Annotated in this window: 13 protein-coding genes and 1 other RNA gene; 8 read left to right on the forward strand and 6 right to left on the reverse strand. The window is 68.1% G+C overall.

The window, feature by feature from the left end:
• The first annotated feature begins 70 nt into the window (after positions 1 to 70).
• From AC1DZC_RS12130 to AC1DZC_RS12155, 6 genes are all read left to right on the forward strand, one after another.
• A complete protein-coding gene (locus AC1DZC_RS12130; RefSeq protein ID WP_477043434.1) occupies positions 71 to 649 on the forward strand; it encodes a TIGR03086 family metal-binding protein in 579 nt (192 codons plus the stop codon).
• A 104-nt stretch (positions 650 to 753) separates the two neighbouring features.
• Positions 754 to 1,920 carry a S1C family serine protease gene (locus AC1DZC_RS12135; RefSeq protein ID WP_477043435.1) on the forward strand — a complete coding sequence of 389 codons (1,167 nt, stop codon included), beginning with the start codon at positions 754 to 756 and terminating at the stop codon, positions 1,918 to 1,920.
• 82 nt (positions 1,921 to 2,002) lie between these two features.
• Positions 2,003 to 2,370, forward strand: a transfer-messenger RNA (tmRNA) gene (gene ssrA, locus AC1DZC_RS12140).
• Between the two features lie 179 nt (positions 2,371 to 2,549).
• Positions 2,550 to 3,086 (forward strand): hypothetical protein, encoded by a 537-nt coding sequence (locus tag AC1DZC_RS12145; RefSeq protein WP_477043436.1) that lies wholly within the window; start codon positions 2,550 to 2,552, stop codon positions 3,084 to 3,086.
• A gap of 210 nt (positions 3,087 to 3,296) precedes the next feature.
• On the forward strand, positions 3,297 to 4,112 hold the full coding sequence (locus AC1DZC_RS12150; RefSeq protein WP_477043437.1) for an FRG domain-containing protein: 816 nt from the start codon (positions 3,297 to 3,299) through the stop codon (positions 4,110 to 4,112).
• A 1,059-nt stretch (positions 4,113 to 5,171) separates the two neighbouring features.
• Positions 5,172 to 5,528 (forward strand): transposase, encoded by a 357-nt coding sequence (locus tag AC1DZC_RS12155; protein WP_477043602.1) that lies wholly within the window; start codon positions 5,172 to 5,174, stop codon positions 5,526 to 5,528.
• A gap of 114 nt (positions 5,529 to 5,642) precedes the next feature.
• Here AC1DZC_RS12155 and AC1DZC_RS12160 read toward each other — a convergent pair whose 3' ends face one another.
• Positions 5,643 to 6,452, reverse strand: coding sequence for a hypothetical protein (locus tag AC1DZC_RS12160; protein ID WP_477043438.1), 810 nt, complete (start codon positions 6,450 to 6,452; stop codon positions 5,643 to 5,645).
• Between the two features lie 253 nt (positions 6,453 to 6,705).
• Between AC1DZC_RS12160 and AC1DZC_RS12165 the strand changes: the two genes are divergently transcribed.
• Positions 6,706 to 6,924, forward strand: a complete 219-nt coding sequence (locus AC1DZC_RS12165; RefSeq protein ID WP_477043439.1) for a hypothetical protein — start codon at positions 6,706 to 6,708, stop codon at positions 6,922 to 6,924.
• Positions 6,925 to 7,282: 358 nt separating this feature from the next.
• On the opposite strand, the gene AC1DZC_RS12170 is transcribed toward AC1DZC_RS12165, so the two are convergent.
• The 4 genes from AC1DZC_RS12170 to AC1DZC_RS12185 all read right to left on the reverse strand — a co-directional run bounded on the left by AC1DZC_RS12170 (position 7,283) and on the right by AC1DZC_RS12185 (position 10,654).
• Positions 7,283 to 8,536, reverse strand: coding sequence for an HD domain-containing phosphohydrolase (locus tag AC1DZC_RS12170; protein WP_477043440.1), 1,254 nt, complete (start codon positions 8,534 to 8,536; stop codon positions 7,283 to 7,285).
• Positions 8,537 to 8,876: 340 nt separating this feature from the next.
• Positions 8,877 to 9,635 carry a hypothetical protein gene (locus AC1DZC_RS12175; protein WP_477043441.1) on the reverse strand — a complete coding sequence of 253 codons (759 nt, stop codon included), beginning with the start codon at positions 9,633 to 9,635 and terminating at the stop codon, positions 8,877 to 8,879.
• The gene (locus AC1DZC_RS12180) at positions 9,635 to 9,889 is read right to left on the reverse strand and encodes a DUF4242 domain-containing protein (protein ID WP_477043442.1); all 255 of its coding nucleotides are present in this window, start codon (positions 9,887 to 9,889) and stop codon (positions 9,635 to 9,637) included. Before AC1DZC_RS12180 ends, AC1DZC_RS12175 begins: the two co-directional genes overlap by 1 nt.
• Positions 9,890 to 10,105: 216 nt before the next feature.
• Positions 10,106 to 10,654: a GNAT family N-acetyltransferase gene (locus AC1DZC_RS12185; protein ID WP_477043443.1), complete on the reverse strand. Its 549-nt coding sequence runs from the start codon at positions 10,652 to 10,654 to the stop codon at positions 10,106 to 10,108.
• Between the two features lie 313 nt (positions 10,655 to 10,967).
• On the opposite strand from AC1DZC_RS12185, the gene AC1DZC_RS12190 reads away from it, so the two are divergent.
• Positions 10,968 to 11,375 (forward strand): VOC family protein, encoded by a 408-nt coding sequence (locus AC1DZC_RS12190; RefSeq protein ID WP_477043444.1) that lies wholly within the window; start codon positions 10,968 to 10,970, stop codon positions 11,373 to 11,375.
• An 89-nt stretch (positions 11,376 to 11,464) separates the two neighbouring features.
• Here AC1DZC_RS12190 and AC1DZC_RS12195 read toward each other — a convergent pair whose 3' ends face one another.
• Entirely contained in the window at positions 11,465 to 11,941 is a 477-nt protein-coding gene (locus AC1DZC_RS12195; protein WP_477043445.1) for a winged helix-turn-helix transcriptional regulator, read from the reverse strand.
• Between the last annotated feature and the right edge of the window lie 9 nt (positions 11,942 to 11,950).

Raw genomic sequence — 11,950 nt, forward strand, 5'->3', positions numbered from 1 at the left:
GAACGGATCATTCCGCTACCGTTCAGCTAGAACGGAATGAAGTATTCCGTTCCCGATCTGGAGGTCTCCCATGAGCACCGGCTTCGACGTCCTCGACCGCGCCCACGCCGCCCTGCGCACCGTCGCATCGGTGGTCTCCGTCTCCGACCTGACGCGCACCACCCCGTGCGAGCAGTGGACCGTGGCGCAGGTGCTCCAGCACGCAGCGGGGGACCAGCGCGCGTACGCGTACTTCCTCACGGGCGCCGACGGCCCGGTGGGGGACCCGTTCGCTCCTGACGGGGTCCTCGACGTCTCGCCTCTCGAGCTCGTCGGCCCGGCCCTGGAGGCCAGCGGTCGTGCCTACGCCGACGTGAACCCGGACGGCGAGGCCCCGACGCCGCTGCCGCAGGGCGTCCTGCCGGCGCGGACCGCCGCCGGCGCCGCCGCTCTGGACGCCGCCGTGCACGCGTGGGACATCGCGATGGCGACCGGTCAGGAGTCGCCGCTCGACGACGACCTCGCCGCGCTGATCCTGCCGACGGCGCACGCCCTCGTCGAGCCGCTGCGCCAGTGGGGCGCCTACGCCGCCATCGTGCCCGGGTCTGCCGGCGGCGCCGCCGACGAGCTCCTGCGCTACCTCGGCCGCGACCCGCACTGGCCCCGCTGAGGTCCACAGGTTGCTCACGGGTGGAGTCCAGGGCCCTCCCCGCTTTGCCCGGTTTCCTGTTCTCAGTAGCCACCACCGAGGTGGCGTTCGGGAGGGCCAGGACCATGGACGAGATCACGACCGCCGCCGCAGGGGCTCCTGCCGCCACCACGTCGACCGGCCTTCGTCGCCACCGCCTGCTCCTGGGCCTCGCGGGCGGCACCCTCGTGCTCGGCCTCGCCGCCGGCGCGGGCACGGCCTACGCCCTGGACGGGCGCGGTTCCAGCGCGACCCCCGCCGCCGCAGGCGCCTCGTATGAGGGGACATCGTTCTACCCGCCGGGCTACGACCCGCGCTCCTCTGGCTCGACTGCCACGGCTCAGGATCCCGCGGTCGCGGCGACGGCAGACCAGCAGGTCGGCATCGTCACGATCACCACGGTCCTGGGCTACCAGGGCGCACAGGCCGCCGGCACCGGCATGATCCTCACGTCGGACGGCCTGATCCTCACCAACAACCACGTGGTCGAGGGCTCGACGTCCATCCAGGTCACCGACGAGTCGACGGGCCAGACGTACGTCGCGAAGGTCGTCGGGACCGACGCCACCCACGACGTCGCCGTCCTGCAGCTCGTCGACGCCAGTGGCCTGACGCCCGTCGCGCTGGACGACGACAACGGCGTTGTCTCTGGGGACGCGGTGACCGCGATCGGCAACGCACAGGGCACCGGCACGCTGGTGGCCGCCGCGGGCTCGGTCCTGGCCACCGACCGGACGATGACCGCCTCCGACTCGTCCGGCTCCGACCCCGAGACGCTCACCGGTCTCATCCAGTTCTCCGCGGCCGTCGTCGGCGGGGACTCTGGGGGAGCCCTGGTGGACGACGAGGGCGAGGTGGTCGGCATGACCACGGCGGCGTCGTCCGGCTCGTCGAGCGTCGTGGCCTACGCGATCAGCATCGAGGACGCCCTGGCCGTCGCCATCCAGATCGAGCAGGGCGTGGACAACGCCGACATCGTCCTGGACTACCCGCCGTTCCTGGGCGTGTCCCTCTCACAGGACGGCTCCTCGACCCTGGCCGGCGTGGTCGACGGCACCCCCGCCGCCTCCGCGGGCCTGACCGCCGGCGACACCATCACGTCGGTCGACGGCACGGCTCTGTCGACGTCCTCTGCGTTGTCCGCCGCGATCGCCGCCCACAACCCGGGCGACGACCTCGCACTGACCTGGACGTCTGTGGATGGAACGTCCCACTCCGCCACGGTCACCCTGATCGAGGGCCCGGCCGCCTGAGCGGGTATGTGCGCGACCTCCGGCCTCCTGGGGCAGTAGGCTGGGGGTTGTCGCCCTAGGGCGGCGCTTGATAACTGAACATGGGGGTGATCGGTTTCGACGGTGATCGTCGAACCAGGAGAAGCGGGTCGAGGACGCACGGTTATCTCGTCAACGCTCCGTGCAAAACCATAGGTGCCAATACAAACCGCACCGACTTCGCCCTCGCCGCCTGAGCGAGCCCCGAAGTCCGTTGGCCTGAGTACGCTCTCGACTCAGTAACCAGCGTCATCTAGAGAGCCACTGCTGGAAATCCTCGTCGGTGGGATTTCCGGGACTTTTAGCCGACTGGGCCCGTCCACGTACATGCCTGTGTGAGCGTGGGGGCCGAGAAAATCACAGCAGGCTGCACCCGGAGAATCCCTGGTACTGCGTCACCGGACGCGGGTTCGATTCCCGCCACCTCCACCATCGGTATGCCTCTGACCTGCCCTGACGTGCGGGGCGAGCGCACATTTGGTTGACGCCGTCAACGAGCGGAGCGACTGCGGGTCTTGGCAAGAGAGCACCTCGAGTCGCCCGACCGGAGCTAGCTTCTTGCTGGTGTGGCGTGCAAGCTCGCGTGTATGGCCGGACGTCACGCTCGCTTCGTGCGCAGCGTCTTGTCCGATGCTGAGTTGAAAGAGTTGTCGGTCGTCGACGAGATGGCCGACCGGCTCGTCGGACACCTTGTTGCACAGCGCCCCGAGATTGATCGCGTGCACGTGCATCGCGCATCAAGCAGCGCTGTCCAGCAAGTCGTCGGTGAACTGTTGCGCGAGATCGGCTTCGGCGAGGAGGTCGTGCTGACGCCGCAGGAAGGGTTCGTGACGCGCGCGAGGCCCGACTTCGTGTATCCCTTGGCTGACGGGCGCGGCATCATTGCCGAGGTCGAGCGCGGCGGGACCACGACGAACAATCACGACCTGAAGGACTTCTGGAAGGTCCACATCGCGCAGGACGCGCAGCATCTCTTTCTCGTGGTTCCTGCCGCGAACTGGAACGAGGCCGGACTCGCGCGGGAACGGCCTTTCACACGTGTGGCGAATCGGCTCGCCGCGTTCTTCGGCGACCCGAGACGCGAAGTGGACGTGCTCAGTGCCCATGTCTTCGCTTACGGCAGCGACGTTCCCGTGATCCCCGAGTGACGTCAGAGCTGGCCGTAGGCATGCTCGACGTCGGCTCTGGCCGAGCGCACCGCGACAGCGGCACAAAGGCAAGCCGATCGGGGGCTGAGCAGACTGGCCGAGCACGAGGACACTCCTACCGCCCGAGCACCGCCGGGAAGCCTTAAAGCGTCGGTTGCGAGCCTCCACCGAATCCGGGGCGAGACAGGTGTCCGCGCTACTGTCGCTCGCGTGACTACCGAACATGAACGCAAAGTGCCCGATGGCGCGATACGTACGGCGGCCGAGGATCTGCTGTCTCGGCTCTACCTCTTGCAAACCGACACGTCGGTTGTTCACATGTGGCGCGGGCAGGCGAACGCCGACTGGGATCTGCTTCCGACGCTTTATCGGCGCCTCCTGAATAGGTTCTCGCCGGAGGATGTCACCGAGGAACTGGTTCAGCGCTACGAGATGGACCTGTTTTGTGAGGCCAACGGGCTCGGGTACTACCAAGGAAGTCGCCTCGCGACCATGGTCTCATTGCAGCATCACGGGGGCGCGACTCGGTTTCTCGACGTAACCCGAAACGTCCTTGTCGCGCTTTGGTTTGCGACGGACGTCCTGCCGGAGGAAGCGGACGGAGTCGTCTACCACCTCGGAGTACCGCGTGATCGGGTGCACCGGTACGACCGGCTGGACAACTGGGACCAGATCATGGAAGAGCGACATGCGGGCCACCCGTTTCTCTTCTTCCCGCGTCCTGACGACGAGCGCATCAAGTCCCAGCAATCTGGGTTCCTCGCCACGGTCCTCGCGAAGCCGCTCTCCGAGGGCCGACCGTTCGAGCCCGACTCGGGCGGCCTTGCGATGGAATCCGTCGTGGTCCCTCACAATCTGAAGACATTCCTTCGGCGCTACCTTGAGCGGTCGGCGGGTCTGGACACCGTCGGGATCTACCCAGACTTTGCTGGCTACGCGATGGCGAACAGCAGTCGTGCTCCGTTCGCGCGGGAACCCGGTGAGTTGAACGACGGGTCAAACGGAATCTTTCCCAACCGAATTTGATGCACCTTTCACCGTTCATCTCCACCACCACCGTTTTCGAACTCAGCGGGTACCAAGAAGTAGCAAGGAGGTTCCCGCCGGGCGTCTGACGCGCTTGCCGCCGCGTGGGTTCGCGCCGCGCCTACTTGGCGCCGGCCAAGCAGGATGGTCTCGGCCGGGTCTGTCGCGGGTCCCCGCTGGGAAGGATGAAGATCATGGCAGCAGCAAGGACGTATCCCTGGGAGCCTTGGAGCGGGTGATCGCGTTGGCCCGGGTCGCCGAGCAGCTCGGGGTCAACCCCGTGAGCTTGCGCAAACGGGTTATGCGGGCCGATGTCGAGATGGGCGCCCGGGCGGGCACGAGCGCCAAGCGGCCCGGATCGCGAGCACGAGCGAGAACCGCGACCTGCGATGCAGCAACGAGGTCCTGCGCACCGCGTCGGCGTCTTCCGCCGCCTCGGAACTCGACCGCTAACTGAGGCGATCGTCGACTACGTCGACGAACACGAGCGCGTCTCGGGTCGAGCCGATCTGCCGCACGTTGCCCATCGTCCCGAGTGCGGCTCCTCCGCCAGGACGGGCCCACCATCGGCCAGGTGGCGCACGGACGTGGCGACGACGCGACTATTGCGAAGGTTCACAAGAACGACTTTGGGGTCTCCCGGGGCGCGCGGAGTCCACGTCGAAACGCGCCGGATGAACGCGGTCCTGCCCATCGAATGGTCCCGTTGACCACGTCAACGAAACGGCTCGAGATGTGGCCTTGACGTGAGGTGGGTGTCGGCAGAACTGCAGATCAGACGTCCACGAAGCCTCGTCAACATGAGCCGAATCGCCTTCGATTCCCGCGGTCGTGCCGATGACCTTCGTCGTGCGACCGCACGCAAGACCTAGATCACCTTGGCTCGGCACCTGGCCGCGCTAAGCCCGCGAGCTTTGAACAGCCTCGAGGACGCACTGCGGCATGCCCTGAGGTCGCTGGCCAAGCGATGGCGGCACCTGGACACCGAGGCCAAGGAACTGACCGCGATGATCGCGAGCTCGTCCAAGCGCAGCACCGCAGCTGCTCGAGCCCCTCGGGATCGGCGTCGACACCGCCGCCGAGATCTTGCTCACCGTCGGAGACAACCCCGAACGAATCCATTCCGAGACGGCCCTGGCCAAACTCGCCGGGATCAGCCCCGTGCCCACCGGATCAGGGATGACCAGCGGCCGGCACCGGATCAACGACGGCGGACACCGCCAGCTCAACGCTGCGATCTACCGCACGGTCATCGTCCGCATACGCTTCCACCAGCCCACCATCGACTACGTCACTCGCCGCACCGCCGAGGGCAAGACCAAACGCGAAATCATCCGCTGCCTCAAGCGCTACGTGATCCGGGAGGTCTGCCACCTGCTCCTGCCAGCCCCTCGCGGAGCCCTGCCGGCCAATTGACATCTACGGGGCGGTACGTGCCGACGCGCGCGGACAACGTTGACAATCCTCCCGCCGCATCTCGCGGCTGGAGTACGCAATGAGCTCGGCTATCGGGAAGAGCCGGGCCAGGTCCTACCCTTCTTCGATCCCGGCGGCCTGAACTGCGGCCGCGACCTCCTTGAAGCGGTCCAGATTCTTGGCCACGATCATCGCCGGGATCGCCTCCACATTTCCCGTTACGAGTACCTGCGCGAAGAGATCGCGAAACGTGGCGCCGGAAACCACCGTGCCTTCAAGATTCCCGACGACTGCGTCAGTCGCCGTTGCCATCAGAATTCCCACTGCGTCCCACGTGCTGGACCGTTTGAGTGTTATCGCAGCGGTCAGGCCGCTCGCGACGACGTGAACTGTCATCGGGTTGCCCCCGAGGGTCAAGAGCGACCACTGCGGCAGATGCTTCATTAGGGCGAGAATCGCAGGCCGAGCCTCCGGCTTCCAGGCCACCGATGCGATTGACGGTGGCATGTGCTCGCTTTCGGGTGCCGCTGACGACAATGAAACGTCATCAGCGGGGTCACCCCGAGTCACCCCATGCCTCAGATCACCGTCTACGAGGGAGAAGATATCGGTATTCGTTGCCAGCACAGCAGCCTCGACCTGCAACCGCTGAGTAGGGTCGCTTCGGAGTAGCAGTGCTGCGACACAGTATCCCTGCCTCACCATGGCCCAGGGCTTTGAACCATCGAGCGGGTCAACGACCATCACGCAGGCCCCCGCGGGAAGTGTCGGTACAGCCAGGATCCGCTCCTCGCCAACCACTCCCCAGAGCTCGAGCGAAGCCGTTTCAGGGTCAGCGCTGACAGCATCTTCGAAGGCGCGTTGCGCTGAGCCGTCCACGCGGATCGGGTCGTCCCCGTGGTGGAAGACGCCCTCCTGGCGCATCGCCGTCTGCACCTCATGCGACCCGGCTAGGTGACGAAGGGTCGCTTCGGCCGCCCGTCGAAGGACCCTCGACGAAACTTCCGGGTCACTTGTCCTGGACATGGCAAGCCCTTCGCACGTGGGTTGACTTGCTCCTGTTGCCGGCAGCCTACATCGCAGATGTAGAGATGTCGAAGTGCCCGGCTGCCTTGACATCAGAGATGTCGGCAAGTAACTTCGAACCTTGGATCATCGCTACTCCCTGGAGACAAACATGGCTGAACTGCTCACCAGCGTGCGCTTCGACAAGGCCACCCTGGACGCCCTACGTGCAGTGGCTGACGTACACGACAGCAATGTCGCAGCCGAAGTTCGAGCGGCCGTGGAGCTGTATCTGCGGACTGTCCGAGCGGATCCCGATTTCCGCGCAGAGGCGGCGGCGTCAGTCGAGGCGCGCCGAGAGAGAGTGGACGCACTCCTGAGCGCTGACTGAGAGCGGGTGACTGCAACGCGCTGCACGTTTAGGTGACAGCGGTTCTTAGGCGGAGCGGTCGTGTTGACCACGTCAACGGATTGGCCCGACTCGAGTCTGGGCCGACCGATCGGCTATCGCGGAGGTGCAGATCAGACGTTCGCGATCGGCCGCCGGGGCTCGCCGAATCGCTTTAGATTCCCGCCACCTGCGCGATACGTATCCGTTGACCTGCGTAGATGCGAGCAATGGGGGCGTAGATGGTTGAGCCGCCGTCGGAAGATCCGCACCGCAGGCCGACGAGTTGCGCTGCGCGCGACGGCCGTCCGATCGCTTGCCGATTGGCGACACGACCGCGACAGCCGCGGGACGGCTTCGATCAGTCAGGCGGTGGCGCCGGAACGAGCCCATGCTCCAGGGCGTACAGGCTGGCCCCGATGCGGTTGTTCACACCGAGCTTGGCGTAGATCCGCTCCACGTGGTTACGCACGGTCTTCTCCGAGAGCGTGAACCGCTGTGCGATCCGCCGGTTCGACTCGCCCTGCGAGACGCGTACGAGGATCTCGACCTCGCGCGGCGTGAGCCGGTCCTCGCGCGGTGCGCGCTTCGCGCGAGGATGCCCCGCCGCAGCGAGCACCGCGCCTACCGCGGCGTCGTCCAGCGCACCGGCGGAGGCCCGGCTTCGCAGTCGCTCCGCGGCCTGGGCGGTCGACTGCGCCGCGCGGTACGGGCGCGGCTCCAGCGCCGACTCGTAGGCCACCGCCGCGGCGAGGACGCGGTCGGGCACCGGTAGTGACGCGGCGGCCAGTGCGCGCGGGTAGCCACCACCGTCTGGCTGTTCGTGATGGTTCGCCGCGATTCGTGCGACATTGCCGAGACCGCTGACCCTGTCGAGGATCCTCGCGGTCAGGTACGGGTGCAGGCGGACGCGTTCCCTCTGCTCCGCCGAGAGGTTCGCCGCGCTCTCCCATATGCGGTTGGAGACCCCGATCCGGCCGATGTCGTGCACGTGGCCCGCCCGGCGCAGAGCGAGCTGGTCGGCGGCGTCCAGTCCGAGTAGCCCGCCGGCGCGCGCGGAGAGATCGGCGACGGCTCGTGAGTGGCCGAGAGTGAACGGGCACTTGAGATCGACGAAGTCGCCGAGCGCGATCAGGATCCGGTCCAGCTCGACAGCCGTCAGCGCGGATTTGTCAGGGGCCTCCGCGAGGGCGGCGTCCCAATAGCTGCCGTGGTCCGGCGCGGCCAGCAGCGTTGTCGGATCGGAGAGGAACGCATCAGCGACCGCGGGATCGAACTGGCCGCCGCGTCGAGATCGCACCATGTGCTCGGCGCCGCCGGGTCCGTAGGTGCGGACGTGCACCTCGACGAGATCGGCCAGCTGCGCCACCCGCATCTCGATCGGCAGGTGGTCGCCCGCCAGGGCGTGCGGGGCACCCGTCCCGTCGTACCGCTCGAACGTCGCGGCCAGCACGGCCTGGACGCGCGGCGACAGCCCGATCTCGGCGGCAAGCAGCGACGCAGAGGCGCAGTGCGAATGCACCAGCTCACCCAGCTGTCCTCTGGGGCCGCGCATCAGCTGCCCGATCACCTTGATTCGTTGCGGCAGCGGCGCGCCGCGGGCGACGTTGCCCATCAGGAACCGCATGTAAGGCAGGCCCGCCCAGTCGACCAGGTACGCCGCTTGTTTGACGGCGATGTCGTCACCGAACCATCGGACGTACTCGTGCGAGTCGGCGTGGCAGCCGATCCACATGACGAGCGTGGTGTGGAACGTCGTGTCCCGTTGTGTGCGAGTCAGCCCGAGCCGGTCGGCGAGCCTGGTAGCGATGACCGCCGACCGAAGCACGTGCTCAGCCGGCTGTCCCAGCCCCAGGTCGATCGCGATCGACAGTGCGGCGAGCAGCTCGGTCAGGCGGGTCGCGCCCGCGCCCTCGGGACCAGACACGCTCTCATCGTCCACCCTGGCCGAGCGCTCACGCGGCCGAGTCGAGCAGTTCGCGCTGGCGTTCGGCCGCCGAGACGTGTCGTGCAGGGTCGAAGGCGTCGAACTGACCGAAGCCGTACATGAAGATGCCGTGCTGAGGCAGCCAGAAGCCGCCGATGCGCGCCTGCGCGCGCAGGGGGAGCGGAGTGCCGAGGTCTTGACCGGCGAACGTTGCCCGGCTATCCCGGATCGCCCAGATGCGCACCGGTGCCGCCGTGAAGCGCTGCCGGTTCGGCATCTCGCCGGCGAGGCGCACCCTGCCGACGCCGAGCATCAGGCCTGCCATCGGGCCCAGGAGCGCGAGAACGGCCGAGCTGGTCCACATCGCCAACGGCATCGCGCGGCCCATCGTCGTCATCATCCGGGTGACGACGCTGCGTCCGAGGGCCACCGTCCACTCCAGGGTGTCGCCGACGCGCACGTGGAACGTCACGTCGTCGAGCCACTCCACGGCGATGTCGGCGCGCACCGACGGATGGCTGCATGCCGCGCCGATGTAGCGCTCGCAGCTGTGCTCGGGATCGGCTGTCGAGTACACGGTCCAGTCGCCCTCGGGACTCCGGTGCCACAACGCGCGATAGCCCGCGCCGAAGCTGGCGGCCGTCATGCAGCGCAGCACCAGGTAGTCACCCGAGGCGAAGGACAGACCCATCACGCCGTAGCCGCTGATCCACTCGCCGTCGCCCGCCGGGAGCCACGGGGCCGCCTCCGCGTCCTCGGCGACGGCCCGCGGCGTGCTGGCGGACATCACTGCCCCTCCACCACGGGGAACAGCCGGTCAGCGACCAACCCGTGGGCCTCCCGGTGAACAGCCGCCGCAGACTCGGCATCCGGCGCCTCGACGAGGCACCAGGCCCTGCCGTTGGCTTCGTCAACCCAGTAGCTGCGGTAGGTCACGGCGTACTTCGCCTGGACCAGCAGGTCTTGCGCGTGCGCGCCGGCCACGTCCGCGGCCGTGGTGCCCTCCGGGAGGGTCTCGTGTACGTCCATGTAGAGAGTCATCAGTGCCTCCATCGCCGGTTCGGGGCACTAGATTCCCGCCGGCGTCGCACAACGTCATGGGGCATCTGCCTCAACCGGAGGGACGAATCAGCCGGTCGTGAGACCGACGCGAGGTGGACGTGCTCAGTGCCCATGTCTTTGGTTACGGCAGCGACACTCCCGTGCTCCGCGACTGAAGGCTGGGAGGACCGCAGACCCGTGCCCGACGCAGCTGCGTCACCTTGTGGCCGCGTACAGCAGCATGTCTCGGCGGCTGTCCCCGATCAGCTGGTGCGACCGGAGCAGGCCTTCCTTCAGGAAACCGGCCGATTCGGCGACGTGGCCAGAGGCCAGGTTCCACGGCTCGATGTAGAGCTCGATCCGGTGCAGATCGGAAATCGTCCACGCGAACTCCGTGAGCGCGATGAGGGCGTTCTTGGCGACGCCGATGCCGCGGTGCGCAGGCGAGACCGCATAGCCCATCGTCGCCCGGCCGGAGGCGAGGTCCTGCAACCACAGCCCGATGGCACCGAGTGCGACATCCGTCTGAGCGTCGGCAATAGCGAAGGACAGTCCCTTGCCCTCGGCGAGCCGACCGCGCTGTCGGGTGATCCAGTCCAGGGCCTCGCGAGCATCGGGGTGCGAGGGCACGCTGCCGATCAACGGGATGTAGGGGTCCTGACCAAGTTCGACGGCCAGGTGCGCGTCCCCGTCCCTGAACTCGCGCAGCAGCACGCCGCCGTGCGCGGGTGGTCGGGCCGGCCAGGGCGGAAGTGTTGAGGTCACGGGTCGATTGTCGCGAGTCGCGTGCGCCAAAGCCTGTCGAGCCCTCGACGGTCACCCAGTACTTGCTTCGCGGGCTCACCAGCGGCGGCTCGTCCACAGGGCCGGGCCGTCTGCGCTAACTGCGCCCCCCGTTGACCACGACGCAGCTGCTCGGCGCTGCGGTCCTTGCCCTCGCGGCGGTCACCGCCGTCGTGCTGCTCGGGCCGCGCGAGCGCTGATGCGGCCCGGCTACGCGGCAGGCGCTTCGCGTGAGTGCCGGCCGAGGAACGGTCAAGCCTTGCCCCGCCTTCGAGCGGGTGCCACGGTGGGGGACATGCCCGACGTCCCGGTCGTCTCGGTGATGCTGGCCGTCCCTGACGCGGGCGCCGCCGCCCGCTGGTATGCCGAGGCGCTGGGCGCGACGGAGCTGTGGAACCTCGGGGGCGTGGTCGGGCTCAGCCTCGCTGGCGCTGCGTTCTTCCTGGGCGAGCCGGCGTCGAACGGCTGGCAGACCCCGCATGCCGCGGGCACCAGGACCGTGCGAGTCGAGCTGTTCGTCGACGACCCGGACGCCGTCGTCGAGCGGGCCGTCGCCGCGGGGGCGGACGGCAACGGCAGGGAGATGCAGGACTACGACACCCCCTGGGGCGTGCATCGACAGGGGGGCTTCATCGACCCGTTCGGGCACCTGTGGCTCGTCGGCGATCGCTCGCCGCTCTCGCCGCACCCTGCCGTCGACTGACGCCCGAACGTCCGCCGGCAGGATCGAATCCGTCGGCGACGGACGAAACCTGGATGGCCGGCGCGTCCCCGGGGGACTTCCCGACCGAGCTATCGCAAGGACGAGCGAGCGCCGTCCGGTGCGGCGCCTGGGCCCGGCAGGGTTGCGACGTCATCGGCCGGGACGACCCGATCCGACGCGGTCACGAAGGCGAGCCGGACCGGCTCGCCCGTCGCGTCGTCCACGTACGTCGCCGCGGGGCCGAACTCCGTCGGCCGGTACTCGTCGCCCCACTGGACGAACGCTGCCAGGACGGGGCGCAGCGCGTGACCGGCGGGGGTGAGCAGGTACTCCTCCCGTTCGCGCGCACCGTCGTCGCGGTAGGTGCTGCGCGTCAGGACGCCGGCCTCGACCAGGCGCGCGAGCCGGTCGGTCAGCACGTCGGGTGCGACTCCGAGCTGCTCGCGGAACTGCGAGAAGCGGGTGCGGCCCCACATCGCCTCACGGACGATCAGCAGCGACCACTTCTGTCCGAGCACGTCGAGGCTGTTGGCGATCGAGCATCGAGACGTCGGAGGTGCAATCACGACGTCAGC

Source organism: Cellulomonas sp. P2_B4, from assembly GCF_056404795.1.

What these genes read in the sequence shown, in the direction of transcription:
- AC1DZC_RS12170 (WP_477043440.1), bottom strand. Translation starts at nt 8,536, where the DNA reads ATGGGCAACGTCGCCCGCGGCGCGCCGCTGCCGCAACGAATCAAGGTG.
- AC1DZC_RS12175 (WP_477043441.1), bottom strand. Translation starts at nt 9,635, where the DNA reads ATGTCCGCCAGCACGCCGCGGGCCGTCGCCGAGGACGCGGAGGCGGCC.
- AC1DZC_RS12165 (WP_477043439.1), top strand. Translation starts at nt 6,706, where the DNA reads ATGGCTGAACTGCTCACCAGCGTGCGCTTCGACAAGGCCACCCTGGAC.
- AC1DZC_RS12190 (WP_477043444.1), top strand. Translation starts at nt 10,968, where the DNA reads ATGCCCGACGTCCCGGTCGTCTCGGTGATGCTGGCCGTCCCTGACGCG.
- AC1DZC_RS12160 (WP_477043438.1), bottom strand. Translation starts at nt 6,452, where the DNA reads ATGCGCCAGGAGGGCGTCTTCCACCACGGGGACGACCCGATCCGCGTG.
- AC1DZC_RS12130 (WP_477043434.1), top strand. Translation starts at nt 71, where the DNA reads ATGAGCACCGGCTTCGACGTCCTCGACCGCGCCCACGCCGCCCTGCGC.
- AC1DZC_RS12180 (WP_477043442.1), bottom strand. Translation starts at nt 9,889, where the DNA reads ATGACTCTCTACATGGACGTACACGAGACCCTCCCGGAGGGCACCACG.
- AC1DZC_RS12135 (WP_477043435.1), top strand. Translation starts at nt 754, where the DNA reads ATGGACGAGATCACGACCGCCGCCGCAGGGGCTCCTGCCGCCACCACG.